This window comes from Paraburkholderia mimosarum LMG 23256 = NBRC 106338 (assembly GCF_000739815.1).
Taxonomy (GTDB): domain Bacteria; phylum Pseudomonadota; class Gammaproteobacteria; order Burkholderiales; family Burkholderiaceae; genus Paraburkholderia; species Paraburkholderia mimosarum.
Map to the genome: position 1 here is coordinate 1 of NZ_BBJJ01000212.1, position 2,912 is coordinate 2,912.

Here is a 2,912-nt window from a genome sequence, read left to right on the forward strand (position 1 = left end):
TCCCAGGTATGTGGCGCATTCCCAAATACTGAAAATCCCCATCAAGGACTTGTCAGGCGAATACGTTGCGCTCGAAGATGATCGGGTGGTCGACCTGCCGGTCGACGGCGACTGGCGTCATGAGCGGGTTGTGCAAGACCTCGCCCCATTCGTCGATGCGCCGATTTGTGGTGGCGAGCAGAGCGCCACGCCCTCCCTGGACGGAATATCTGCTCGCCGTCTGCGTCATCGACGACCCCGAGCTCGGCGCAGCTCCAGGTGGCTTGATAACCCTTGACGCCTCAAGCTGGACCATGAATGATCACCTGATTTCTTTCGCGACTTCATTCGTTATCCTCTCCATTCCAGACCCGATCACGGAAAACCAGTACACCACGGAGCCCGCCACCTTCATCCCGGCGCACATTTACGCGTCATGGTGCGAATGACACATCAAATACCAACATCGCCGCGTCTATAATCAACACCTTCAGGACATCAGCGATCGCATGGAGCCCTACTTTATGAATCAAACCCGCGGGCGATATGCGGGATCTCGCGACAGCGGTCAACGCCAGGGTCGCCACAAAAAGCAATCTCAGCCCAACCGGCAGAGGCAGCCGTATGTGAAGCTGCCCGCACAGGACTCCGCCCAGACCGCCTCCATTTTCAAGACGCGATCGTTTCAGTTTCTCGTCGAGACGGTAGGCGCAGAGAATATTGCCATCGCGCTTGAATCCAGCATGACGCGAGTGGCCGAACTGCTGAAGGGCGAAAGGTTCACACCCGAGACCGCCTTTCACATGGAAACCACGCTTGGGCTGCCACAAGGATTTTTTGACCAGCCCAATCCTGGACTCTCAGCCGAGACCATCGCCCGGCTGAAGTCACCACTCGATTTCATTCAACCCGACGACGAACCAGACGGAGAACCCGAAGCACTCAAGCCGGCTTCTGTCCTGACCGTCGACCCACAACCCTCTCTTGAAGACAGTCTGTCCGAGGAAGCTCAAATGCCAAGGAAAGCAACCGGTGGTACGCCCAGGGCCGTCAAGACCAGTCCAGGCGAAACGGCCGGACAGCCCGACGCTCGTACGCCGCGAAAAGCTGCGCGTGCGAAATCCAGCACGTCTCCTGAAACGGCCCGGCAGCAGTCGCTGGCACTCAACGACGGGGCCGACGTAGAGAACATCCGGCGCGCCAACCTCCACGTTCTCACGAGTCGCAACGGCTCGAAAGCAAGACTGGGTGTGGTTATGGAATTGAGTGGTTCCAACATGGCCCACCGGCTGCATGGCAAGAAGCGCATGGACGCTGTCGAAGCCAACCGGTTCACGGAGCGACTGGGATTGCCATCCGGCTGGCTGGACACCCCGCGCTCCGAAGACGATATTCCGGCGTCGGTGTCGCGACTGCTTGCGCCTGCGGCGCGCGGACGCGTATCCGCCCAACAGCACGAATCGCTTGCGCCCGCAACGAACGACGACATGCCGGTGAAGGCCGCAGGTACGAAGGCGCGTGCACGGCGCGCGCGGGCGAGCGATCCAGAAAGCTCAACAGTTTCGGCGGATGCCGCAGGAGAGAAAGAGGCGATCGTTAACAGCGCGCAAGATCATGTAAATGGTTTTCCCGACGACGTTACCGGCCACCGGCCTGAAGAAGGTAGTGACGGGGCGCCGGCAGCTACCCGGGCAACCCCAGAGTCGTTCGCCGCGTCCGCAGTACCGCAGCGAAACCCGGCAGCGCTCCCATTCGCTTCCGTGACGAGTCTGGACAATCTTCACGGTATTGAGCCGATAGCGGAAGCCTTGATCAAGACGCTGGCAGGCAAGGCACGCACGGGTCGCCTGGACGAACTGAAAGCGCTGGAACTGCTGCAGCAGGCGATCCTGCTATGAGCCGGTATAGCGTGCCAGGCTCCCCGCGCCATGCCGCACAAAGCGAGGTGACCGGGTCCCGCTACGCAAAAAATTGCGCTGTGTCAGGTCGACTTGCCACCGACCTGCATCGCCGGGCTGACCGGAGAGGTCAATCACCTGATGTTGCCGGGGACGACGGAGACTGGATTTTTCTCCCGGGCTTTCCTGGGCATACTGAGCAGCGTGTGCCAGGACTATCCGCGGCGCGGAGTTCGCCTGCCGTTCAATGGAGTCTGGACATGTGACGACGGCGGGCAGTTGCCAGAAGCGGATTCTCATCGGCTTCGGCGTCGCCCTTTGGCGCATCGCCATCCGCAATGACAACGCGGACGTCCTGCGCGAAGGCATCTTCGAAGTAGCTGCGCGCGCGTGCAACGCATTCATCTGCCGGCGCTTCGCCCGCACTCACGGCAGCCTGCGCGGTCGCTTTCGCGGCCAGGCCAAACGCGGCGACGATCTCCTCCCACGTCAGTCCGGTCGTCATCGCTTCCTGCACGAGCTTGCCCGCGACAGTACCAATCTTCGCTCTTGTTCGTCCGTCATTTGCTTTTGCTCCCACAATCCTTGCGCCGCGCACCTGCGGCATCACGTGCCCTGTTTCCGCTGGTCAGGCGGATGATGCGTCACAGGCGGCTACGGCTACCAGGACGGCTATTTTAGCGCCTGCTCACCGCGCACCGGTCGCCACTCACCGATTCCGTTGCTCCGATGCCCGCCGAACTGCGCAATCGCTCCCGCGTAGCATTCCTGAAAGGACATCGCGGGCGATACGGCCCGCGACGCCATTTGACGGGCCGAAGCTCGTTTCAAGGTGAATCAGCCCGTCTTTCCCGCGTGTCTTCAAGGTCCTCGACCGATCCGGTTTGCGCCTCCCATCCTGAATGTCAGTTGGCCGACAGACCCCGGCTCCGTTTGCGCAATCAGCGCGAGGAAGGCACAGTTGTTCTCGTCCTGAGCCGGGCAGCAATACCCCTCTGCCTGCTCCGACTTTCCAGCGGTTCCTGGGGAGTGCCG

At 61.2% G+C, this 2,912-nt stretch carries 3 protein-coding genes; 2 read left to right on the top strand and 1 reads right to left on the bottom strand.

What is annotated here, in order from left to right; translation table 11 throughout:
- The first annotated feature begins 119 nt into the window (after window positions 1–119).
- Entirely contained in the window at window positions 120–428 is a 309-nt protein-coding gene (locus tag BMI01S_RS41665; RefSeq protein WP_156123913.1) for a hypothetical protein, read from the top strand.
- Between the two features lie 75 nt (window positions 429–503).
- Window positions 504–1,877 carry a hypothetical protein gene (locus BMI01S_RS36695; RefSeq protein WP_042293116.1) on the top strand — a complete coding sequence of 458 codons (1,374 nt, stop codon included), beginning with the start codon at window positions 504–506 and terminating at the stop codon, window positions 1,875–1,877.
- Window positions 1,878–2,121: 244 nt separating this feature from the next.
- Here the strand turns inward: BMI01S_RS36695 and BMI01S_RS36700 are convergent, their stop codons facing one another.
- Window positions 2,122–2,487: a hypothetical protein gene (locus BMI01S_RS36700; RefSeq protein WP_156123914.1), complete on the bottom strand. Its 366-nt coding sequence runs from the start codon at window positions 2,485–2,487 to the stop codon at window positions 2,122–2,124.
- Between the last annotated feature and the right edge of the window lie 425 nt (window positions 2,488–2,912).